The 22,437-nt window shown below is 36.0% G+C and carries 16 protein-coding genes; 6 read left to right on the top strand and 10 right to left on the bottom strand.

Annotation, left to right across the window (positions count from 1 at the left end; genetic code table 11):
* The first annotated feature begins 39 nt into the window (after nt 1-39).
* From IPM56_18285 to IPM56_18275, 3 genes are read left to right on the top strand one after another with little or no spacing between them, the layout of a single operon-like run.
* A complete protein-coding gene (locus tag IPM56_18285) occupies nt 40-2,520 on the top strand; it encodes a glycogen/starch/alpha-glucan phosphorylase (protein QQS36159.1) in 2,481 nt (826 codons plus the stop codon).
* A gap of 6 nt (nt 2,521-2,526) precedes the next feature.
* A complete protein-coding gene (locus IPM56_18280; GenBank protein ID QQS36158.1) occupies nt 2,527-3,189 on the top strand; it encodes a phosphoribosylanthranilate isomerase in 663 nt (220 codons plus the stop codon).
* Nucleotides 3,190-3,232: 43 nt separating this feature from the next.
* Nucleotides 3,233-3,727, top strand: a complete 495-nt coding sequence (locus IPM56_18275; protein QQS36157.1) for a VOC family protein — start codon at nt 3,233-3,235, stop codon at nt 3,725-3,727.
* Nucleotides 3,728-3,842: 115 nt separating this feature from the next.
* Here IPM56_18275 and mfd read toward each other — a convergent pair whose 3' ends face one another.
* The 6 genes from mfd to mnmE form a co-directional block, all read right to left on the bottom strand.
* Nucleotides 3,843-7,247 (bottom strand): transcription-repair coupling factor, encoded by a 3,405-nt coding sequence (gene mfd / locus IPM56_18270; GenBank protein QQS36156.1) that lies wholly within the window; start codon nt 7,245-7,247, stop codon nt 3,843-3,845.
* An 11-nt stretch (nt 7,248-7,258) separates the two neighbouring features.
* Nucleotides 7,259-8,035 carry a phosphatase PAP2 family protein gene (locus tag IPM56_18265; GenBank protein QQS36155.1) on the bottom strand — a complete coding sequence of 259 codons (777 nt, stop codon included), beginning with the start codon at nt 8,033-8,035 and terminating at the stop codon, nt 7,259-7,261.
* A gap of 59 nt (nt 8,036-8,094) precedes the next feature.
* Entirely contained in the window at nt 8,095-9,030 is a 936-nt protein-coding gene (murQ, locus tag IPM56_18260; protein ID QQS36154.1) for an N-acetylmuramic acid 6-phosphate etherase, read from the bottom strand.
* Nucleotides 9,027-9,707 (bottom strand): 16S rRNA (guanine(527)-N(7))-methyltransferase RsmG, encoded by a 681-nt coding sequence (rsmG, locus tag IPM56_18255; protein ID QQS38354.1) that lies wholly within the window; start codon nt 9,705-9,707, stop codon nt 9,027-9,029. Before rsmG ends, murQ begins: the two co-directional genes overlap by 4 nt.
* Before the next feature lie 18 nt (nt 9,708-9,725).
* Entirely contained in the window at nt 9,726-11,603 is a 1,878-nt protein-coding gene (gene mnmG / locus IPM56_18250) for a tRNA uridine-5-carboxymethylaminomethyl(34) synthesis enzyme MnmG (GenBank protein QQS36153.1), read from the bottom strand.
* 73 nt (nt 11,604-11,676) lie between these two features.
* The gene (gene mnmE, locus IPM56_18245) at nt 11,677-13,017 is read right to left on the bottom strand and encodes a tRNA uridine-5-carboxymethylaminomethyl(34) synthesis GTPase MnmE (GenBank protein QQS36152.1); all 1,341 of its coding nucleotides are present in this window, start codon (nt 13,015-13,017) and stop codon (nt 11,677-11,679) included.
* A 306-nt stretch (nt 13,018-13,323) separates the two neighbouring features.
* Between mnmE and htpG the strand changes: the two genes are divergently transcribed.
* Nucleotides 13,324-15,234, top strand: a complete 1,911-nt coding sequence (htpG, locus tag IPM56_18240) for a molecular chaperone HtpG (protein ID QQS36151.1) — start codon at nt 13,324-13,326, stop codon at nt 15,232-15,234.
* 100 nt (nt 15,235-15,334) lie between these two features.
* Nucleotides 15,335-17,950, top strand: coding sequence for an ATP-dependent chaperone ClpB (clpB, locus tag IPM56_18235; protein ID QQS36150.1), 2,616 nt, complete (start codon nt 15,335-15,337; stop codon nt 17,948-17,950).
* A gap of 157 nt (nt 17,951-18,107) precedes the next feature.
* Here the strand turns inward: clpB and IPM56_18230 are convergent, their stop codons facing one another.
* The 4 genes from IPM56_18230 to IPM56_18215 are packed head-to-tail and all read right to left on the bottom strand — an operon-like array spanning nt 18,108 to nt 20,702.
* Nucleotides 18,108-18,758 (bottom strand): methyltransferase domain-containing protein, encoded by a 651-nt coding sequence (locus tag IPM56_18230; protein QQS36149.1) that lies wholly within the window; start codon nt 18,756-18,758, stop codon nt 18,108-18,110.
* Nucleotides 18,758-19,171, bottom strand: a complete 414-nt coding sequence (locus IPM56_18225; GenBank protein QQS36148.1) for a DoxX family protein — start codon at nt 19,169-19,171, stop codon at nt 18,758-18,760. The genes IPM56_18230 and IPM56_18225 overlap by 1 nt, the downstream gene beginning before the upstream one ends.
* Before the next feature lie 55 nt (nt 19,172-19,226).
* Nucleotides 19,227-19,775: a DUF4287 domain-containing protein gene (locus IPM56_18220; protein ID QQS36147.1), complete on the bottom strand. Its 549-nt coding sequence runs from the start codon at nt 19,773-19,775 to the stop codon at nt 19,227-19,229.
* Nucleotides 19,776-19,811: 36 nt separating this feature from the next.
* Entirely contained in the window at nt 19,812-20,702 is an 891-nt protein-coding gene (locus IPM56_18215) for a DMT family transporter (protein ID QQS36146.1), read from the bottom strand.
* Between the two features lie 153 nt (nt 20,703-20,855).
* On the opposite strand from IPM56_18215, the gene IPM56_18210 reads away from it, so the two are divergent.
* Nucleotides 20,856-22,340, top strand: a complete 1,485-nt coding sequence (locus IPM56_18210; GenBank protein QQS36145.1) for a PLP-dependent aminotransferase family protein — start codon at nt 20,856-20,858, stop codon at nt 22,338-22,340.
* The last annotated feature ends 97 nt before the right edge of the window (nt 22,341-22,437 follow it).

The raw sequence follows: 22,437 nt of genomic DNA, 5'->3' as shown, positions 1-22,437 counted from the left end.
TTTAGTATTCGCCAGTGAAATAACTGACAAGGAGATTTAATGGGTTTAAAAAACGAGTCCTTATTTTTTACAGATAGAGAAGATTCGAACAGCTTTTCACTATCAAACCAATTTGCCGAACACTTAGAATTTATTTTAGTAAAAGATAAAATCACCGCCACGGGTGAAGACGCGTATTTTGCATTGTCTATGGCAGTACGTGACAGGCTTGTACGCAACTGGCTTCGCACACAACAGATTTATAAAGAGAAGGATGTAAAACGTGTTTACTACCTTTCGCTTGAATTCCTTATGGGAAGAATGCTCGGCAATGCACTTATCAACATGGATTTTTACGGTGAATGTTATAACATCTTAAAAGAAAATGATTACAGCCTTGAAGAGATCCGTGAAAGCGAACACGATATGGGGCTTGGCAACGGCGGTCTGGGAAGGCTTGCCGCTTGCTACCTTGATTCAATGGCGACATTAGGATTACCGGCTTTCGGTTATGGAATAAGGTATGAGTTCGGAATTTTTTCTCAGCACGTTGAAAACGGCTGGCAGGTTGAAAAAGCCGATTACTGGCTTGCGTCAGGCAACCCATGGGATATTTTCAGAAGATCATTAACATTCAGAGTAAAGTTCAACGGAAGAATTGAGCAGTACCAGGTTCCTAATGGCGAATATAAATTCAGGTGGGTTGATACTGATGATGTTCTTGCAACCGCTTATGATGTTCCGGTTCCCGGTTACAGAACAAAAACTGTGAACAACTTAAGACTTTGGCAGGCACGCGCAACAAGTGATTTTAATTTTAAAGATTTTGATAAGGGTAATTATCTCGCCGCTGTTGAAAGCAAAAATAATTCAGAGATCATTTCTAAAGTTTTATATCCGAACGATACTATAGTTGAAGGAAAATTTTTAAGATTAAAGCAGCAATACTTTTTCGTGTCTGCAACCTTGCAGGATATAATCAGGAAATATAAGATAACGCAAAAGACGTATGATAAGTTTGCAGAGAAAACGGCAATTCAATTAAACGATACACACCCCGTAATAGCAATTCCTGAATTGATGAGAATTTTAATCGATGAGGAAGACCTAAGCTGGGATGAAGCATGGGACATTACTTATAATACTTTTGCATATACAAATCATACCGTTGTTCCCGAAGCACTTGAGGAGTGGTCTGTTCCGATTTTTGGTGAACTGCTGCCGAGGCATTTGCAGATAGTTTATGAAATCAACAGGCGTTTTGTTGAGTACGTCAGAAAAAATTATACGAATGATGAAAAAATAATTTCCGAGATTTCAATTATCCGGGAGGGTAACGATAAAAAAGTAAGGATGGCAAATCTTGCAATAGTAAGCTGTCACAAAGTGAATGGTGTTGCGGAACTGCACACGGAAATACTGAAGCATACAATCTTCCCTCACTTCTATAAACTTTATCCAAAGAAATTTGTAAACATCACAAACGGTATCACTCCGCGAAGATGGTTAAAGACAGCTAACCCGTTATTGTCAGGATTGATCACTGAAAAAATCGGTGATAACTGGGTAATGAAATTATCCGAATTAAAGAAACTTGAAAAGTATGTTGATGATAAAGAATTCCGTGAAAACTGGAGAAGCTCAAAGTGGCTGAATAAACTTCTCTTGATTTCTTACATTGAAAATGAGCACAACATAAAAGTAAATCCCGATTCAATTTTTGATGTTCAGGTAAAACGATTCCACGAGTATAAACGACAACTGCTTAATGTATTTCATGTTATTACACTTTATAACCGGATAAAAGAAAATCCTAAACTTGATATGGTTCCGCGCACTGTGATCTTTGGAGGTAAAGCCGCGCCCGCATATTATATGGCTAAACTCGTTATCAAACTAATTAACTCTGTAGCGCAAATTGTTAATAACGATAAAGATGTCGGCAATAAACTCAAGGTAATTTTTCTAAAGGATTATTCAGTTTCATTAGCGGAGAAAATAATTCCTGCTTCTGATCTTTCAGAACAAATATCAACCGCAGGACTGGAAGCTTCGGGCACTGGTAATATGAAATTCGCATTAAACGGTGCGCTTACAATCGGCACAATGGATGGCGCAAACATCGAGATAAGACAGGAAGTCGGAGATGATAATATTTTCATTTTCGGTTTACTTGCTGATGAAGTTGCCAAGCTGAAACGCAGCGGCTACAACCCAAAGAGTTACTATGAATCAAATGCAAACCTGAAAAAGGTTGTTGATATGATAGCAACAGACTTCTTTAATAAAAATGAACCGGGAATTTTCAAACCTATAATTGAAGGTTTGATGAATGTAGATTATTACTGCCTGTTTGCAGATTACCAGTCATACATTGACGCTCAGGATAAAGTAAGTAATCTATATCTTGATCACGAAGAGTGGACAAAAAAATCTATACTTAATGTAGCCCGCATCGGGAAGTTTTCAAGCGACAGATCGGTACAGGAGTACGCAGAAAAAATCTGGAATGTAAAACCAGTTAAGATAAACATTGACTAAAGCAGAATGAGTTTTACAAAACCAAGAGTAAAGATCTGCTGCATAAGCAGTGTTGATGAAGCTAAACTCGCAATTAAATATGGGGCATCTGCTTTAGGATTGGTATCATCAATGCCAAGCGGTCCCGGCGTAATCAGTGATGACTTGATAACTGAGATTGCTTCCATCATTCCACCAGGAGTTTCATCATTTCTTTTAACAAGCAAACAAAGCGCTGATCAAATAATCGAACAGCAAAGAAAAACAGGAGTTAACACAATTCAAATCTGCGACAGGCTAGTTGATGGAAACTATTCTGATCTGAAAAATGCTTTACCCGGTATTTCTATAGTTCAGGTTATTCATGTAACAGGTAAAGAATCTGTTGAAGAAGCAATTTCTGTTTCGAAAGATGTTAACGCAATACTTTTAGATTCGGGAAATCAAAATCTGAAAATAAAAGAGCTCGGCGGAACGGGAAGAACGCACGACTGGGATTTAAGTAAAACTATTCCCGAAAGTATTGCGTGTCCAATGTTTCTCGCCGGTGGTTTGAATCCCTCGAATGTTAAGTCAGCAATTGAAAAAGTACAGCCTTATGGAGTTGATATCTGCAGCGGCGTAAGAACAAACGGAAATCTTGATGAGCAAAAACTAAAAGAGTTTTTTGCAGTCATTAATAATTTTTAAATTGAAACAAGTTTTTAACAAAAAATAAACCGGAAAACATTTTATGGAATTTGAAATTCATCCTCGGGCAAGAATAGGGCATATACATCTTAAAGTTTCTAACATTGAACAGTCATTAAAATTTTATCGTGACCTGCTTGGGTTTTCTGTAACTTCATACTATGGTGAAGGGGCAGTGTTTCTTTCAGCGGGTGGTTATCATCATCACATAGGCTTGAATACGTGGTCAAGTAAAGACGGCGCACCGGCACCGGAAGGGACAACAGGACTTTTTCATTTTGCAATTTTACTTCCCGACAGAAAAGAACTCGCCAGAGTTTTTAAAAGATTGTGGGAAACAAATTATCCGATTGAAGGCGCTTCTGATCATGGAGTTTCTGAAGCGGTTTATTTAAGAGATCCCGATGATAACGGAATTGAACTTTACGCTGACCGACCCGAAGAAGAATGGCCTGTTGATCCGAGAGGTAATATAATCATGACAACAAAAGCTCTTGATGTACCGGGTTTATTATCAGAACTTGAAGATGAAGATTAAGAGTTTTACTTCACACGCGAATAGAATTATTAGCTTTTAAGATTCAACCAGAGATTCCAAACCAGGTTTGGAATGACACAAACGCAAGATTTTGTTTTCGTAATGTGCTAATAATTCAATTTGCTGTTATTTTTCCTATAGTATACATCGCCCCAATTTCCCTTGTAAGATTAATCAAATACTGAAGCTGTTCTTCCGGTGAAGAAAATGTATTTGTAATAACCAATTTCATCACTTCTTTTTGCTGATTGAATTTTATTGTGGATGAATATTTTTCAACAATGAAATTCATCAGCGAAACAAATTTTGTTTTATAGAACTCTTCTTTTTCCGCCTTTGGAAGAATGAGAAAAATATTTTTTCTTTGAATTATAACTCTCTCAAACAATGCATAAGAAGCATACATCCTTAGCTCTGCTGATAGAAGTAGTCGTTTTACAATTTCAGGATATACCCCAAAGCGATCTGTCATTTCTTCTTTTATCTCTTCAAGTTCTTCGGTGTTCGATACAGAATAAAGTGAAGTATAAAAGTTAAGCCTGTCCATTTGATCCGGCATATATTCCAGCGGAATTCCAAGATTAAAAAATGTATCAATGTTAGGCTGTGATCTTTCTTCTGTCGCCGGAAGTTCTTTGAAAACTTCTTTAAATTCTTTTTGCTTTAACTCTTCAACTGCTTCATTAATCATTTTTAAAAAGAGATCAAAGCCGATATCATTTACAAACCCTGTTTGTTCCATACCAAGTAAATTTCCCGCGCCTCTTATTTCAAGGTCGCGCATTGAAATATTAAAACCTGCACCGACATCTGTAAATTCTTCAATCGCCTGTAAACGCCTTAATGATTTTTTTGAAATACCGGATAACGATGGAACTATAAAATAAGCATAAGCCTGCCTGTCTGAGCGACCAACTCTTCCTCTTAACTGGTGAAGTTCAGCAAGACCAAACCTGTCGGCTCGATTAACAATTATTGTATTAACATTCGGAATATCAATACCGCTTTCAATAATTTTTGTTGAAAGAAGTACATCAAATTTTTTATTGAGGAATCCGTGGATAACTTCTTCAAGCTGGGCTGGTTTCATTTGACCGTGGGCGACAGCAATTTTTATGTCAGGAATATATTTACTTAGGTAACCAGAAAGTTTGTCAATTGATTGAACGCGATCGTGAACAAAGTACACTTGACCATTCCTTCTTAGTTCATTCAATATCCATTCTTTTATTTTGAAAATATCAAATGTTCCTACAGTTGTAAAAATGGGCTGACGATTCGGCGGCGGTGTAGCAATGATAGATAAATCTCTCGCACCAAGAAGAGAAAGATTTAATGTCCTTGGGATTGGCGTTGCCGTTAAAGTCAGCGTATCAACATTAATTTTTAATGAACGAAGTTTTTCTTTTGCAGTAACTCCAAAACGATGTTCTTCATCAATGATAAGAAGACCAAGATCTTTGAACTTTACATCTTTTGATAAAAGCCTGTGAGTTCCGATTACAATATCAACTTTACCTTCTTCAAGATCACTAACAATTTCAGTCTGCTCTTTTTTAGTTTGAAATCTTGAGAGAGCATTTACTTTAACCGGAAACTGGCTAAGCCTATCTTTGAAAGTATTAAAATGCTGCTCGGCTAAAATTGTTGTCGGAACCAGGACAGCCGTTTGCTTCCCTTCCTGTGCGGCTTTGAACGCAGCGCGGACTGCAATTTCTGTTTTACCAAATCCTACATCACCGCAAACAAGCCTGTCCATCGGATGAACAGCTTCCATATCTTCTTTTACTTCTGTTGAAACTTTTTCCTGGTCAGGAGTATCTTCATAAAAAAACGATGCTTCAAGTTCTTTCTGCCAGATTGTATCTGCGCTGAATGAAAATCCTTTTGAAGCTTTTCTTTTTGCATAAAGTTCTATGAGCTCTTTTGCTGCCTCACGGATTCTCTTTTTTACTTTATGTTTGGTATTAACCCATTCAGATGTACCAAGTGTTGAAAGCGTCGGTTGAAGATTTTCGTTCGAAGAATATTTTTTAACAAGCGAAAGGTAATTGAGATTTACATATACAACTCCCCCATCGTTGTAAAGTATTTTCATCGACTCCTGTTTTGATTCGCCGATTGCAATTGTTTCAAGTCCGGCGTACTTGCCTATTCCGTAATCCTCGTGAACAACATAATCACCGCGCTTTATCGAAGCTAATGATTTTGATCCCGACTTCTTAAACTTTTTTGTGGATGATACTTTTGTCCTGAATGGTTTGTTGAAAATCTGGTAATCGGAAAGTATTAAAAGTTTTGTTTCTTTGTGGACAAAACCTTTTTTAAGAGGTAGAGTAATTATATGAACTTTGTTTTCATCGATAAGCTTAGAAAGTTCTTCATTATAATCTGACAAAAGATCTTTAAGCCGTGATGACTGAAGTTCATTTTCTGAAGTAATAAATATTTCAAAGTTGTTATCAGCATATTCTTTTAATGTCCTATAAAGAACCTCATAATTTGAATTGATAACGGGCGGATCAGTTATTCCAATGTTTATACGTTCATGGCTTGTTCCAAGTTCATTTTCAATAATCCAGAGTGCATTGGGACTAAATGAATCAACATCGATTTCCGATTCATTCATCGTAGTGATGGAAGTTGAAGTTTGCTGAGATTGTTCATCAATCTCTATTTCAGGAAAATCTTCTGAATCATTTACGACTTTAAGGTTGTTTTCCTGAACTTCTTTTTGAATAAATGGATTGAAAGTTTTTTGCGCAAAATTTTTCAGCTCAAAAGATGAAGCAAGAACAATCGGATTATCTAGATAGCTGAAAATGTTGCTGTCAAGAATATTATTTGCGGTACTATCAGAACTAAATGAACCGGCAAGTGAACAATTTTGAGTATGCTCAATTGAACGTTGATTTTCGGAATCGAAATACCGGATGGACTCTAAGAAATCTCCGTCAAACTCAAGACGTAAAGGACTGCGTTCGCTGTAAGACCAGAAATCAATTAGAGAACCCCGGACTGAATAATCGCCTGGTGCTTCAACAAATTTTTCTTTCTGATAGTTAAGAAGATTTAAATACTCAATGATATCGTTGTATTGTAGCTCACCGCCAATAGAAATTTGTGTGGTATTGTTTTTAATTTTTTCTGCTGAAGGAAATGAACAATTCAGAAGTTCATAACCTGATATTACAACAGGATTTTTTTGATTTGTAATTTCCGTTAGTTTTTGTTGAAGTACTTCACCGGTAAATTCAAATATTCCAATTGCTGATGTATTAAGACCGGTCAATGTTAATTCGATTACAAGCTCAGAAGCTTCCTTGATATCGGGGGTAAGAATTAATATTGGTCGATTAACTTTTGAAAGTTGCGGAATTAATAATGGCTTAGAAGATCCGCTCAAAGTAGAAATAAAAATTTTTTTTATATCTGAATTTGAGTTATTGATAATTTCAATAAGATTATGAACTTGTTGAAGCTTATTGAACCGCGAGAAAACTTTTTCTGATACTGACATCTTGTAGAACTTTATTTTAAAAGAATGCGAAATGAAATATTGAAGTCCTCGTTTGGAATTCCCTGTCCCGGATTATTTGTGTGATGACGATTAACAAATTCACCAACAGCGTAACCAATAGCGGCGCCAAGTAACACATCCGAAAACCAGTGAACGTTATGATAAATTCTGCCAAACCCCACCATTGTCGCTGCGGCATACCATCCGAATTTCCAGAAAAAATTATTGTATTCTTTTGCAAGTACCGTTGAGTATGCAAACGAAAGTGTTGAATGCCCCGACGGTAGCGATGTAAATTCCCAGGTTGTGTTGAACAGCTCAAAGTTAGTTGCGCTTTCATTTATCTGAGGGCGTCCTCTTCCAAGGATAAACTTAGTTGTAAGATTTATAAGACTTGCATACACCGTTGCTTCGGTAAGACGAAGCGCAAGATTTCTTACTTTATAATTATCTGCAGCTAACCCATAAATGTATAAGCCGCCTATACCGGCAGCCATAGATTCAATATGGTAGTATTTATCGATTTCAAAAACTGCGTCATTAAATGTATTCTGATTTGAAAGAGCTATTGATTTAATTTCTTCATCAATTAAAAATGCCGCAGTTGTTAAACCTATTGTTGAACCAAGAATTATCCAATCGTCTGAATTGAAATGCGCCGGAGAAGTAAAAACATCGCCGCCGACTTTAAAGAAGTTTGAGAGATCGTGTTTTGGTTTTAGTTCATCCTGCGGAAAAATAATGGATGACCAGAACAGGCTTATAAGAATGAATAATTTTATTTTCATTTAAAACTATGAAAGGGATTTCAGAATGAATCCCGTTAAAAACTTAATGGATATTTAGATCAACTTAATAATTCAATCGCTCGTCGTACAAAACCATCTGATTTTGATAGTGCTTCTTTTGCCTTTTCAAAATCAACGCTGCATTTTTTCATGACAATTGCAGACTTAACATTTCCATTTGCCTTCTTAAGAAAATCGCCTGCTTCTTCATAGGAAGCATTTGTTATTATCATCAAAATTCTTTTTGCCCGTTCTACTAATTTTTTATTTGTCAGTTGAAGATCGATCATCATATTTTCAAACACTTTGCCAAGCCTTATCATAGCTGTTGTAGTAAGCATGTTCAAAACCATTTTCTGAGCGGTTCCGCTTTTCATCCTTGTTGAACCCATAATGATTTCGGGTCCGACTTCAGGGCAAATTGCAATATCAACTTCCGGAAAATTAAATGAACTTCTTGGGTTACAAGTTACAAACAGAGTAACTGCACCGTTTTGTTTTGCTTTTTTTATTGCGCCAATCACATAAGGTGTTCTTCGACTCGCTGCAAGACCGCAAACAATATCTTTCTCTGTAACATTTGCATTGGTTAAATCTTTAGCACCAAGTTCTTCTGAATCTTCGGCACCTTCTTGTGCCTTGAACATTGCTTCTTTTCCGCCGGCAATAAAACCTTCAATTAAGCCTGGAGGTGTTCCAAATGTAGGTGGACATTCAACTGCATCAAGAACTCCTAATCTGCCGCTGGTTCCTGCGCCAAAGTATAAAAGTCTTCCACCGTTTTTTAATGACTCGACTATTTTCTCAATTGCCTGTTCAATATATGGCAGTTCCTTTTCAACAGCTGTTGCAACAATTTTATCTTCATCATTAATGAGTTTTAAAATATCGCTTACCGGAAGAGAATCAATATTAAGTGATCGTGGATTTCGTTGTTCTGTCGATAGATTCTTTATTTCATCAAAAAGTGAATTTGATTCTGAATCAGAACTCATTTATTAATCTCAAGGAGAATTAATTTTTTCCCTTTTTGATTTCGAATATTGTTCGGACGATAGAACAACTCAAACGTAGTAGATTTTTTTATGTAAGCTTTATACTTGAGTTCGGCTTTCTTGTATTCATCGTCAAGATCGCCGCCCTTCATCGCCATTATAAATCCCTTTTCTTTTAATAAGGGGAGAGCATATCTCAAAAGGATTATTAAAGGAACAGTTGCCCGGCTAACTATAATATCAAAATAATCATTATACCTTGTAACAAACTCAGGACTTTCAACACGCTCATTTTCTGCAACAACATTACTTAGTTTTAGTTTATCGATAAACTCTTTGACTGCTTCAATTTTTTTCCCGGTTGAATCTACAAGAACACCACGCATATCACTTCGTACAATTGCAATTGGAATACCCGGAAAACCTCCACCTGTGCCTATGTCTAAAAAGCGAGTGCATTTATCAGGAATAAATTTTGAGATATATGATGAAATGAAGATATGTTTTTCAATTATTGACTCTATATCTTTTCTTGAAACCAGGTTAACTGATTCGTTTTTTTCTGCTACTAATTCAGCGAAAAATGCAAGTCTTTCTACTTTCATTGGGTCGGGATTAAAACCATTTTCCCAGCAAAAAGATTGAAGTTCTTTGAGATATTGTTCCTGAATATCAATCATGAAAGTCCTTTTAAATTAGTTTTTCAAATATACCAATAATATAGAAATATCTGAAGGTGTAACGCCGGGTATGCGTGAAGCCTGACCGATAGATCTCGGTTTTATTCTGTGAAGTTTTTCTCTTCCTTCGGTTGACAGAGCTTTTAAATTCAAATAGTTTAAGCTTAAAGGAATTTGTACTGGCTCATATTTTTCTAATCGTTCAATCATTTCCATCTGGCGTTTTACATATCCTTCGTATTTAAGCTCAATTTCAACTTGAGAAAGTGTTGGATCGTCATTTAACAATTCCCCTATTTCGTTTCCGACGCTATGTCCGTTTGACTCAAGAATCTCTCTTAAAGTTAATTCTGGTCTCTTACACAATTTTGAAATAGACTCTGAATTATCGAGTAATGACAATCCTTTATTCTCAAGCAGTGGATTTATTTTTGACGGAAGTAATTTTGTATTATTAAATAAATCAACCATTGAATAGATTTTTTTTCTTCTGTCTTCTACTTCATCAAACTGGTCAGCATCAATAAGTCCTAATTCATAACCATATCGTGACAATCGAAGATCCGCATTATCCTGACGTAACAATAACCTGTGTTCTGCTCTTGACGTAAACATACGGTATGGTTCATCTGTTGATTTGTTTACGAGATCGTCTATTAAAACACCGATGTAAGCGTCACTTCTTTTAAGAACAAATTCAGGTTTGCCTAGAATTTTATTTGCGGCATTTATACCCGCAATTAATCCCTGCGCAGCAGCTTCCTCGTATCCCGAAGTTCCATTTATCTGTCCGGCAAAATAGAGTCCTTCAATTAACTTTGTTTCAAGCGTCAGATCAACCTGGTGCGGTGGAAAAAAATCATATTCGACAGCATAACCGGGGCGAACCATTTTTACTGCTTCAAGTCCCTTGATTTTGTGAAGAGCTTCGAGCTGAGTTTCAATTGGCAGGGAAGTAGAAAATCCATTTAGGTAAATCAAATCACTATCCAAACCCTCTGGCTCAAGAAATAATTGATGCGAAGTTTTTTCTGAGAAGCGAACAATCTTATCTTCAATTGAAGGGCAGTATCTTGGTCCGATCCCTTTTATTAGTCCGGTAAACATTGGTGATTGGTGAAATCCTGTTTCAAGGATTTTGTGGACATCGGGATGAGTGTGAGTTATATGACAACTAACCTGCGGCCGAAAAGGGAAGAGGCTTTTATCAGTTTTAAAAGAAAAAGGTTGAGGGCTCTCATCACCTGGCTGCTCTTCAAGGACTTGCCAGTTTATTGATTGTTTGTCAAGCCTTGGTGGAGTTCCTGTTTTTAGTCTAAATGTTTCAAATCCTAAATGAACAAGAGAATCTGTTATTCCACTTGATGGTTGTTCGCCGAATCTACCACCTTTAGTTGCTACCAATCCAGTATGCATTACGCCGTTTAAGAATGTTCCTGAAGAAAGAATCAAAGCACTGCAATAAATTATTTTGCCGGATAAAGTTTTGACTCCTTGAATTTTTTTATTTTCAACTATAACATCTATTACAGAATCCTCAACTAGGGTTATATTTGAATGATCGACAATTACTTCTTTGGCTTTCTCTGAATATAATTTTCTATCAGATTGACAGCGCGGAGACCATACTGCCGGTCCTTTTGATCTGTTTAACATTCTGAATTGAATTCCGGTCTGGTCGGCTATAACCCCCATCATTCCACCTAATGCATCAATTTCTCTAACAAGGTGACCTTTTGCGGTTCCACCGATCGCCGGATTACAGGACATTCTGCCGATGGCATTTCTGTCCATTGTAATCAACCCAACCGAGCAACCTATTATTGAAGCGGCACAAGCAGCCTCAATTCCAGCATGACCCGCTCCAACTACAATTACATCATACTTTTCCATTGAATGTCTTCAGTTTCACGTGAAACTAAAATTAAGCAGATTTTTGACCTAGTACTCATTTCACGTGAAACTATTATTTACCTATACAAAAATTCCTGAATATGTTATTTAATATGTCGTCACTTGTAACTTCACCAATAATTTCGCTCAAATTAGTCAAAGCAAAACGTATGTGCTGAGTAATGAACTCTCCGCTATTATCTTCAGTAATTGAAACCAAAGCGTTTGATAAATTGTCTTTTGATTTGGTTAGACATTGATAATGTCTGATATTCGATACCACAGCCCCTTTTTCAGTAAAGCCACTAGAACTAAATGCTTTTTCTTTTAGTCTTGTAAATAACTCATCAATTCCTTCGCCGGTTTTTGCTGACAAAAGCACATCAAAGTTGTGATCATTGGGTCTCTTAATATCTATTTTATTCAAAATTCTTAGTGTATTGCTTTGGTCTGGTGTGGAATAACCTATATCTAGAAACTCATCTTCGGCATTATCTGAAACTAATAAAACTAGATCTGAAGATTTCGCCGTATTTAAAGTTAAATTCATCCCCGTTAGTTCAATTGGATCGGTTGAGTTGTGTAAGCCAGCAGTATCATAAAATCTATACAACTGTCCATCTATAATAACTTCTTCGCGAATAATATCTCTTGTTGTGCCTGGAATCTCACTTACAATCGCTCTTGACTCTTTAAGGATATAATTGAGTAAAGATGACTTGCCAACATTTGGGGCTCCAACAATAGCAACATTAAAACCATCTCTAACGGTTCGATTGAATTTAAATGTTGATAGAAGATTATCTATTTCAAAAATTACTTTAGAAATTCTTTCAACAAGTATGTCTTTTGAGATAAAACTTACGTCTTCTTCAGCAAAATCCAGTTCTAGTTCAATATATGAGGATATATTTGTCAGTTCATTTTTTAATAGTTCTACTTTTACTGAAAGAAGTCCATTCAGTTGGTTTCTAGCACCTCGTAAAGCTGCATCTGACCTGGAATTAATAATATCTACAACAGCTTCTGCCTGAGTTAAATCAATTCGTCCATTCAAGAAAGCCCTTTTAGTAAATTCTCCTGGTTCAGCTATTCTAATATTTTGGGAAATTAGAGTCTCAACAATTTTCTGAGTAATAAGCGGATTTCCATGTGTGCTAATTTCAACAGAATCTTCTCCTGTATAGGAATGAGGCGCAACAAACACGGTCACTAGACAATCATCAATTATTCTTGACTCAATATCAATAATTTTTCCATAGTGAACTGTATGACTATCTGCATTTATTAGTTTTGCCTTCCCGTCAAAAATTTTATCGACTTCTGCAACGCAGTCTTTTCCACTAACTCTAATGACTGAGATAGCTCCGATTCCAGCAGGGGTAGCAATTGCGGTGATTATATCTTCTGACAAGTTTATCTAATAAATTAAAAAGTGGGGACGAAAATACTAAATATATTAGAACTCCACAACGGACTTTATGTGCATCACAATTGATCTGCAAGCAGGACAAACTGCCACTAAGTTATGACCGAGCTAAGCTCAAAAGTTAACAATCGTGCGCCATCTTGTCAGTAATCGAATGGTTTAGAAACTTTTAACGTTTGCTTGTTCTCTCCATAACTTATTTTTTTACAATATGTTACAGGGACAACGTTGACTGGCACGTGAATTGTCAATTATGGAATTTATTTGAAATCTAATTTTACTGGAGGAATAATGAGTTCAGAAACCACAATAAATAAATTTGAATTTAAGGCCGAAACAAAAAAACTTCTTGATATACTAGTTCATTCATTATACACAAGCCGTGATATTTTCCTCCGTGAATTAATTTCAAATTCATCGGATGCACTAGATAAATTGAGATTTGAATCAACCAAAGGAACTGAGATTTCTGATAATGATCTTCCTCTTGAAATAAAAATATCTTTCGACGAAAAAAATAATTCTATTACAATTTCTGATACGGGAATTGGAATGACCCGCGATGAATTAATTTCAAACATCGGGACAATAGCTAAATCAGGTTCAGAAGAATTTTTAAAACAACTTACAGAAAATAAAGAGGCCGCAAATAATATCATCGGAAGATTTGGAATTGGTTTCTACTCAGTTTTTATGGTAGCAAAAGAAGTAGTTATTAAATCAAAATCATTTAAGAAAAATGAAGCCGCAGTTTTATGGAAAAGTGATGGTCTTGGTGAGTACGAATTATCGCAGACAGATGAAGATATAAATCGGGGAACTACTATTGAAATTCATTTAAAGGATGAAACTAAAGAATTTGCAAACAAGTTTAAGCTTGAATCAATTATAAAAAAACACTCCAACTTCATTTCCTTCCCGATTTATTTAGAGAATGAAAAAATAAACACCATCAACGCAATTTGGAGAGAACCAAAATCATCAATAAAAAAAGAACAGTACGATGAGTTCTACAAATTTTTATCTTACGATAATGATGAACCACTTGAATCTATTCACACATCCGTTGATGCGCCTATTCAGTTTAATTCACTTCTTTTTATTCCCAAGAAAAGTTATGAGTTCTGGAGATTCAACCGCGAAGATTATGGACTCGATCTATATGTACGCAGGGTTTTAATCCAGCATCAGAATAAAGAGCTTTTACCCGAGTATCTTAGTTTTGTAAAAGGAGTTGTAGATTCAGAGGATCTGCCACTTAACATTTCAAGAGAGACTCTTCAGGAAAATGTTGTCTTCTCAAAAATTGCAAACAGCGTAACGAGCAACATTCTCTCACACTTGAATAAGGTTGCTAAAGATTCTCAGGAAAGATATGCTGAATTCTGGAAGGAACACGGACGCATATTCAAACTTGGTTACATGGATATTACAAATGCTGAAAAATACCAGCAGCTTTTAAGATTCAATTCATCCGTAAGCAAGGATGAAAAAGAATTAATTTCTCTTAAAGAATATGTCGGCAGAATTAAACCAGATCAAAAAGAAATTTATTATGCTTCAGGAAGCAGCAGGGAAGCGATTGATCTTAATCCACATCTCGAAATATTTAAATCAAAAGGCATTGAAGTTTTATACTTATATGACCCTGTGGATGAATTTGTTGTTTCATCAATTAGAAAGCATAAGGACTTTGAATTAAAATCAGTCGATACAGTTGATTTAAAACAACTCGAAAAACTTGAAGACGTTGAAACAAAAACCGATAAACCGGAATCATTGGACAAAGCTGACGAAAAACATTTTGATTCTCTCCTGGCAAGAATGAAAGAAATTTTAGGAGACAAAGTGACTGAGGTAAAAGAATCAAAGCGATTGAAGGGAAGCCCCTCAACGCTTATAAACCCTGATGATTCTATGACTTCAACAATGCAGAAAATTTTAAAGATGTCAAACCAGGGAATGTCTTTACCCGAACAGAAAAGAATGCTTGAAGTTAATAAAGATCATAAGCTGATTAGAAATTTGTTGAATGTGTTTAAGAAAGATTCCAATGATCAGTTTATTGTCGATACAACAGAACAACTTTACGAATCAGCATTATTGCTCGAAGGTAATCTTGAGGACCCCCATAAACTTGTTAACAGGTTAAATAAAATGTTAACAGATGCAAGTGAGCTTTATAATAAGAACAAAGAATAGTTTAAGCTTAGATGTTTTTGTTCCTGGTGCAATAGCATAAAAAATATTTTACCACTTAGGCACTAAGAACACTTAGATTCACTAAGCAAAGGAATTTAATATGTCATTCAATTTTAACAGGCTAACAGTAAAAGCACAGGAGATTGTACAAACCGCAATCGAGATTGCTCAAAACTATAACAACCAGATTGTTGAACCCGAACACATACTTGCTTCAATCGTTCAGGAATCCGGAAACGTTGCAGAAACAATAATTAAAAAAACCGGCGGTAACTATAATGCAGTAAAATTAAAAGTTGTTGAACTTCTCGAATCACTTCCTAAAATAACCGGAACAGGTTTGGGCAATCAACAAATGAGTCCATCACTTGGAAAACTTTTTGATACCGCCGCTGAAGAAGCCCGTAACTTAAAAGATGATTATGTTTCAACAGAGCATTTACTTCTTGCGCTTTCAAATGATAAAGGAAAAGCTGGACAACTTTTGCATGATAACGGCATAACTTATAATGATATTCTTTCAGCATTAAAAACTGTAAGAGGTTCGCAGAGAGTTTCATCACAAAATCCTGAGGACACATATCAGTCGCTTGAAAAATATGGAAGAGATTTAAACGAATTAGTTAAACAAGGAAAACTTGATCCTGTTATTGGTCGCGATGAAGAAATAAGAAGAGTGCTTCAAGTTCTTTCAAGACGAACAAAAAATAACCCGGTACTTATTGGCGAACCAGGTGTTGGTAAAACTGCAATTGCTGAAGGCATTGCTCATCGAATAGTTACAGGAGATGTTCCGGAAAATTTAAAGACCAAAAGATTAGTAGCACTTGATATGGGCGCGCTTGTTGCGGGAACACAATTTCGCGGGCAGTTTGAAGAAAGATTGAAAGCTGTCATTAAAGAAGTACAAAACTCAAATGGAGAGATAATTCTTTTTATCGATGAACTCCACACACTTGTAGGTGCAGGGGCTACTCAAGGCGCTATGGACGCAGCAAATATTTTGAAACCTGCGTTAGCAAGAGGCGAATTGCATGCAATCGGGGCAACTACTCTTGATGAATATAAAAAGCATATTGAAAAAGACGCGGCGCTCGAAAGAAGATTTCAGCCGGTACTTGTTGGCGAACCATCTGAAGAAGATACAATTTCAATTTTGCGCGGACTAAAAGAACGATACGAAGTTCATCATGGAGTGCGTATAACGGATGGAGCCATAGTTGCCGCTACTCAACTCTCTGAAAGATATATTACGGATAGATTTCTTCCCGATAAAGCTATTGATCTTATTGATGAGGCCGCATCAAAACTACGGATTGAAATTAATTCGATGCCGGAAGAACTTGATACACTTGAACGAAAAGTTAAACAGCTCGAAATAGAAAAAGAAGCCTTGAAACGGGAAAAGGATGATGCATCAATCAAACGATTGGAAGAACTTGAACAGGAACTTAGAGAATTAAATGCTGATCAGACACAGCTTCGTTTGCACTGGGATCTTGAAAAAAATAAGATTCAGAAAATCCGCGAGATGAAAAGCGAAATTGAAAACCTTAAACTCGAGGCAGAACGATATGAACGTGAAGGTGATTTAGGAAAGGTTGCTGAGATTCGTTATGGAAGAATTACAAATCTTGAAAAGCAATTAAAAGATGAAACTAAAAAACTCGCTGAAGCCCAGCAAGATAAAAAGATGTTGAAGGAAGAGGTTGATGCGGAAGATATTGCAGAAGTTGTTGCAAAGTGGACAGGGATTCCCGTTAACAAAATGTTAGAAAGCGAACGAAGCAAACTTCTGAAACTTGAAGATGAACTTCATCAGCGTGTGATTGGACAGGATGAGGCTGTTATCGCAGTTGCAAACGCTATTCGCCGCTCACGCTCCGGATTGCAGGATGCCAACAAACCAATCGGCTCATTTATTTTTCTTGGAACAACCGGCGTTGGTAAAACCGAACTTGCACGAGCACTTGCAGAAATTCTTTTTGATGATGAACACGCGATGATAAGAATTGATATGAGCGAGTATATGGAAAAGTTTTCGGTCTCACGATTAATCGGTGCGCCTCCGGGATATGTTGGATATGAAGAAGGAGGACAATTAACAGAAGCAGTTCGCAGAAGACCTTACTCAGTTATTCTTCTTGATGAAATTGAAAAAGCCCACCCTGATGTATTTAATGTTTTGCTGCAGGTACTTGATGATGGAAGATTAACCGATAACCAGGGAAGAACAGTAAATTTTAAGAACACAATTATAATAATGACATCGAATATTGGCTCACATTATATCCAGGATAAACTTGAATTGTTTAATGAGAACAATGTTGAGAATCTGATGGGTGAACTTCGCCAGCAATTACATGAACTGCTTAGAAAAAGTATTCGCCCGGAATTCTTAAACAGGATTGATGAAATTGTTTTATTCAAACCATTGCTCAAATCCGAAATAAGAAAGATAGTTGACATACAACTTGAGCGCGTTCAAAAAATGCTGGACGCAAAAGAGATTACGCTGAATGTTTCCAATGAAGCAAAAGATTGGTTGGCAAACCTTGGGTATGATGTAACATACGGAGCGCGTCCGTTAAAGAGAGTTATACAAAAATATCTTGTTAATCCTCTTTCACAGGAATTGCTTGCTGGTAGCTTTGGTGATGGAGATACAATACAAGTTAATGTTGGTGACAGCGCAAAACTAGTATTTAGAAAATAACACCTGTCATCCTGAGCCTTTCGAAGGACGAGTGTAAAACAATAAATTAACCCAAACCGCAGAAAAAACTTCTGCGGTTTTTTTGTTATTAATTCGTTGTTTTCTTTGGGAAGAATTGGGAAGATTTTTTTGAATGAATTATTAAATTCGTTTTTCCTCATATACTATAACATAAAATCCAATAATATTGGAGGGGAATAATTTTTATTTCTCGGGTGTACTTTGATAACTTATTTTTTAAAAACTCTTCAGAAGGAAAATTTTTAAGCACAAGATGTGTGGATTTGTCTTGTAGTTCTCTACGCTGATATGTGTTTCCATTATTATCTATTTGTGATATGGGTGTACTACTTCCTTCAACAAAATTGTTATCAACAAAAACTACCTCCCTGGCAGGTACAATAAAATTACTTACAGTTTTAATAAATCGATCCAGAGTTTCGGAAGGTATGTGACTCCAAATAAATCCCCCGAATAAAATGTCATATTTAACATCAGTTTTGAAATTGAATAAATCTGATATTACATAGTTTATGTTTTTACATTTTCTGGTTCGTTCTTCTGCTATTTCTATTACACTTTTATTTATATCGACAGCGGTAACCGATTTTGCTGCCGATGAAATTTTTTCTGTCCAATATCCTGTTCCGCATGCAATTTCCAGAACATTCTTATCAGCGAATGTTTTCTTAATGAATTCGCTTATTGTAATTAGTTCTTCTTGTCTTTCGGGCTTTGAATAAATTTTGTCATATTCCTTTGCCCTGGATTCATAGTAGGATGCTAAGTGAGTGTTCAGCTTTTCCATTATTTTGATTTCCACAATGGAAGCAAGGTCTTAAGTGATTCTGCACGTAAATAGAATCCGCCCCAAAGTAATAAACTTATATAAACTGGAAACATTACATGAGTAAGAAGGGGATTCCCGACACGGAAATGTGTTGCGACTGCGCCACCAAGATATGCTGTCAACAATATCAAGCCAATCATTCTGGTGCGTGGGATGATATAAATTATTGAAAATATTAAGAGCAAAATTCCAATAATTGGAACCACCTGAATAGGATAACCTAATTTTACAGTTCCTTCAACCGCCTCCTGTACTCCAAAAATTTTTCCTAAACTATCAAAAACTAAAAAGATAGTTCCGATAATAGTTAAGATCCTTCCCGCCCAAATTTTTCTCTTCGAAAATTTTTCATTTAATTCAGTTGATCTCATAATTGTTTCCTTACTTGATTTATAAATTCTGTGTTCATAAAAATAAACTGTGATATCAGGCTTCACTGTATGCCTGTTTAAACCATTTAATTATTTCTTTATCTATTTGGTTTGGCTCGGTAATCTTCACACGATGCGTAACCATAACATTCCATTTTCCTGAAGGCTCCAGTCGTCCGTTTGTTTTAACTTCCTTTAACTTCAACCCAATGTCCATTCTACTGCCAGAGGTTTTTATAACAGCAAATTTCTTCTTGTTTTTTATCAGACTTAAATAACTTTCTGCAGGATGGACAGTGACATTCATTTTTTGTTTCTTTAATGTGTTTTTTAAATTTTCAAATGTTGAGCGCCAATGATTTTTACTTCCAATAAAATGAATCTCAAAAAGATTCGTTTTGTTTTGTTTGCTTCCCTTGAAGTAAGTATAAATCGCCATTGCATGACCATGTCCCAATCCAAAATCTTTCTTCAACCAGTTTACAATCTCACCAGCTTTTACCCCTGGTAATAATAACCCCTTTCCCTCTGCAAGTTTTTTAAACTCCTCCGGACTTTTACCTGTTTTTAATTTGATATTATCGAGATATGCCTGAAATGACATGTTGAATACTCCTTAGTTTTATAATAATTAATTATTTTATTCAGTTTTTGCAAAACTCTTTGTTGTTCGCCAGTTAGATACAGCCAGACTTGCAACTATAAGCGTACCTCCTAATAAAATCTGCCAGGTCATCTGCTCGTTTAAAAAAACTACTCCGAGTATTACTCCGCCAAGAGGAAAAATGTAAGTGACAAAGCTAAGTTTTGTTGGTCCGATTTCATGTATGAGATAATAAGCTAATACAAAAGCAAAACCTGATCCAACAATTCCAAGGAATAGTAGGCTGATCCATGTAATTTCTAATTGTGGAAATTGAATTGGACTCTCCGTTATAAAAGCAAAAGGCCACATAATGAATGTTGCAGATAGTAGAGGTATTCCACTTCGGATATATCCCGGTGTATTTTGTGTTTTCCGGCGAATAAAAATTCCACTTACTGCATAGAACATTGATGCTAGAACTACCGCAGCCTGCCCCATTACAGAGCTAGCAGATTCACCAACATCTTTGCTAAGCAGAATAACTACGCCAATAAAACCAATAAGTAAACCCGTAACTTTGAAAACCGTCATTTTATCATCATCAAGAAAGAAGTGAGCAATTACTATAGTGAAAAGAGGAACAGTTGCATCTAATATTGCAGCGACTGATGAATCAATAGCCTGCTGACCCCAGGAGATAAGGAAGAATGGAATTGCCTGGTTAATAAGTCCAAGAAAAAGAAGCGGCCACCACTCATTGAATTTAGCTGGCCAATTAGTTCTTTGAATAAATATGATTGCTGCACAAAATAAGAATCCGAACAGAACCCGAAATGCTACGAGTGTAGTGGGACCTATTTCCTCCAGTGCAATTTTTATCCACATAAAAGAAGAGCTCCAGATTATCCCCAGTACAATAAATGCAATCCAATGCTTCATTCTCATTTTATATTCGCTGGTTATATTTTGTTACTTGGATCATCTGATTATAACTGATTATATTTATCAATAATTTTCTTCCATAAAATATTTCTACTTCGGCTGGTATAAAAGATCCGTTATACAACTATTTTATGGTGCCACTTCATATTTTTAATTATGTCCAAAATAATTGATGAAATCCCGCTAATTGCTTTTGATTTACATCACAAATCTGATGTACCTCTCTATAAGCAGCTATATAATCTTTATAGAGATGCAATTCTTGAAGGAAAAATTAAGCAGGGTAAAAGATTACCAGGCACCAGATCTTTAGCAAATGATTTAAAGATATCACGAAACACGGTTGCAATAGCTTTTGATCAATTAAAAATTGAAGGGTATATCAGCGGTAAAACAGGATCGGGTTATTATGTTAATGAAATACCTGATAAGAGACCAATCATTCCTGTTAAATCTTTATCAAAACTTTCAACGCTTAAAAAAGTACGATTACAAAAAAAGATTCCTTTAAAGTTTCGTCAAAGCTGCATCTCAGCGGAAAGGATATTCCCTTTTCAAAACGGAGTACCGGCATTAAACGAATTTCCAATAAGGATCTGGTCGAAACTTTTTAATCAGATTTCTTTTAACTTTTCAAATCTTCATCTGGGTTATAGTGATGCTGCCGGATTTAGACCTCTGCGGGAAATAATAGCTTCATATCTGCAAACTTACCGTGCAGTAAACTGTTCTGCTGATCAGATATTAATAATAAATGGTTCTCAGCAGGGACTGGACATCATAACAAGAATTCTTTTGAAAAAAGGAAGTAACATCTGGATGGAAGACCCTGGTTATAGCGGTGTTAAAGCATCAATGATTGCGGCGGAAGTGAAGTTACTGCCTTGCCCGCTGGATGAAGAGGGAATTGATATGAAATATTCAAAAAAACATAATGCTAAACCTGATTTGATTTATACTACTCCCTCACATCAGTTTCCAACAGGTGTGATTATGCCGATATCAAGAAGACTGGAACTTCTCAAATTTGCTGCTGAAAATAAGTGCTGGATAATTGAAGACGACTATGATAGCGAATTCAGATATATCGGCAATCCATTACCATCACTCCAGGGAATGGATGAGAATAAATCTGTTTTTTATCTTGGAACTTTTAGTAAAGTACTTATCCCGGGATTACGACTTGGTTATCTTGTCCTTCCGGACATTTCCATGATGGAATCTTTTAAATCACTCAAGTACATAATGGATAGACAGAGTCCGGTATTCGAACAGATGATTTTGACCAGATATATTGAAGAAGGTCATTTTACCAAACACATTAGAAGAATGAGAATGCTCTATAAATCCCGTCAGGAATTTATTGTTAATGAAATAAATAAAAATTTTAACGGATTACTGACTGCTGATTTTCTCCCATCAGGCATGCATATCATAGCAAAACTTTCCCCAAAATTGAATGATCGAAAAGTTGCTGCGGAAGCTTTGAAACATAATGTAATCGTCCATCCTATTTCAGATTATTGCATGAAGTTTAAGCAGGCCCCTGCTTTAATAATGGGCTATACTGCGTTTACTGAAAACGAGATAAGGGAAGGATTAATAAAATTGAAAAAAGTTTTGACCTCATTTAAAAACTAAGATGACTCTTCGATAATTTTATTATAATAAATTGGGGTTATTCCCGTTGTTTGCTTTGGCAAGAATTGGGAAGTTTGAATACAACTAATTAATTCAC

This window comes from Ignavibacteriales bacterium, assembly GCA_016700155.1.
Lineage (GTDB): Bacteria > Bacteroidota > Ignavibacteria > Ignavibacteriales > Ignavibacteriaceae.
This window is presented reverse-complemented; position numbering and strand designations above follow the sequence as displayed.

What these genes read in the sequence shown, in the direction of transcription:
- IPM56_18225 (QQS36148.1), bottom strand. Translation starts at nt 19,171, where the DNA reads ATGAGATCAACTGAATTAAATGAAAAATTTTCGAAGAGAAAAATTTGG.
- IPM56_18220 (QQS36147.1), bottom strand. Translation starts at nt 19,775, where the DNA reads ATGTCATTTCAGGCATATCTCGATAATATCAAATTAAAAACAGGTAAA.
- IPM56_18280 (QQS36158.1), top strand. Translation starts at nt 2,527, where the DNA reads ATGAGTTTTACAAAACCAAGAGTAAAGATCTGCTGCATAAGCAGTGTT.
- IPM56_18210 (QQS36145.1), top strand. Translation starts at nt 20,856, where the DNA reads ATGTCCAAAATAATTGATGAAATCCCGCTAATTGCTTTTGATTTACAT.
- mnmG (QQS36153.1), bottom strand. Translation starts at nt 11,603, where the DNA reads ATGGAAAAGTATGATGTAATTGTAGTTGGAGCGGGTCATGCTGGAATT.
- murQ (QQS36154.1), bottom strand. Translation starts at nt 9,030, where the DNA reads ATGAGTTCTGATTCAGAATCAAATTCACTTTTTGATGAAATAAAGAAT.
- mfd (QQS36156.1), bottom strand. Translation starts at nt 7,247, where the DNA reads ATGTCAGTATCAGAAAAAGTTTTCTCGCGGTTCAATAAGCTTCAACAA.
- IPM56_18275 (QQS36157.1), top strand. Translation starts at nt 3,233, where the DNA reads ATGGAATTTGAAATTCATCCTCGGGCAAGAATAGGGCATATACATCTT.
- IPM56_18215 (QQS36146.1), bottom strand. Translation starts at nt 20,702, where the DNA reads ATGAGAATGAAGCATTGGATTGCATTTATTGTACTGGGGATAATCTGG.
- IPM56_18230 (QQS36149.1), bottom strand. Translation starts at nt 18,758, where the DNA reads ATGGAAAAGCTGAACACTCACTTAGCATCCTACTATGAATCCAGGGCA.
- clpB (QQS36150.1), top strand. Translation starts at nt 15,335, where the DNA reads ATGTCATTCAATTTTAACAGGCTAACAGTAAAAGCACAGGAGATTGTA.
- IPM56_18285 (QQS36159.1), top strand. Translation starts at nt 40, where the DNA reads ATGGGTTTAAAAAACGAGTCCTTATTTTTTACAGATAGAGAAGATTCG.
- htpG (QQS36151.1), top strand. Translation starts at nt 13,324, where the DNA reads ATGAGTTCAGAAACCACAATAAATAAATTTGAATTTAAGGCCGAAACA.
- IPM56_18265 (QQS36155.1), bottom strand. Translation starts at nt 8,035, where the DNA reads ATGAAAATAAAATTATTCATTCTTATAAGCCTGTTCTGGTCATCCATT.